This window comes from Proteus faecis, from assembly GCF_030286765.1.
In the GTDB taxonomy this organism is placed as follows: domain Bacteria; phylum Pseudomonadota; class Gammaproteobacteria; order Enterobacterales; family Enterobacteriaceae; genus Proteus; species Proteus faecis.
Genome location: NZ_JASVWV010000060.1, coordinates 1 through 757 on the forward strand (window position 1 = coordinate 1; position 757 = coordinate 757).

General features: G+C 42.1%; 1 protein-coding gene. It reads right to left on the reverse strand.

Annotated elements, in window-relative coordinates:
- Positions 1 to 151: 151 nt before the first annotated feature.
- The gene (locus QSH13_RS18470; protein ID WP_113355574.1) at positions 152 to 679 is read right to left on the reverse strand and encodes a hypothetical protein; all 528 of its coding nucleotides are present in this window, start codon (positions 677 to 679) and stop codon (positions 152 to 154) included.
- Between the last annotated feature and the right edge of the window lie 78 nt (positions 680 to 757).

Sequence of the window (757 nt, forward strand, 5' to 3'; positions counted from 1 at the left end):
CGCTGATGAGCGCCGACCACCCGGGCAATATCTTTGGCCTGAGACGGTTTTTCGCATAAAAATAGTTTCATTGACTTACCTGTCTGTATGTTTCCCGGAGAAACAATAAAAATGCGGTTCCTGTTTCCCCGGAAAACAACCTGAATGTCATTTATCTGATTTTGCCGGAGGCGACATCCCTTATCTGCTTAAATAGCGGATCCACATACTCCTCCGTTAAATGCCCGCTGAACGAGGAGTGATAAACCACATATACCCGTGTCCCTGCACCATTCTTTTCCAGTTCCAGAATCACTTCATCCAGTGGATTATTGTTGCCCAGCTTACGCCCGAATTTATAATAACTACCCGGTGTTGCTTCAAATGTATGTCCTTCAGCGGCAATTGCTTCTGCGGCCCACTGATCGTTAACAGTCCCTCTCTGAAGTGTTGCAATCTGAGTATTCACATCCGTAAAACCATAATAGCGTCGCAGTCGGGATGCAACGGTATCAATATCCACCGGAATCGTCATATCAGTCGCTTTTTTACTTCGTTCCTGTTTTCCTCCGGTCATGGTATTACTGACCTGATGACCCAGATCACTGATTTTCTGATTCCACTCAGTGATTTCCTGTACAGAGCATCCGGTTAAAAGCCATAAAGAAAAACATGAGATAAGTAAGCAAGTTTTTTTCATTGCAGCTCCTTATTATTTAACAATTAATTCAATATAAATAATATTCGTTATTTTTTTAAAACAGGTAAAAATGAAGCG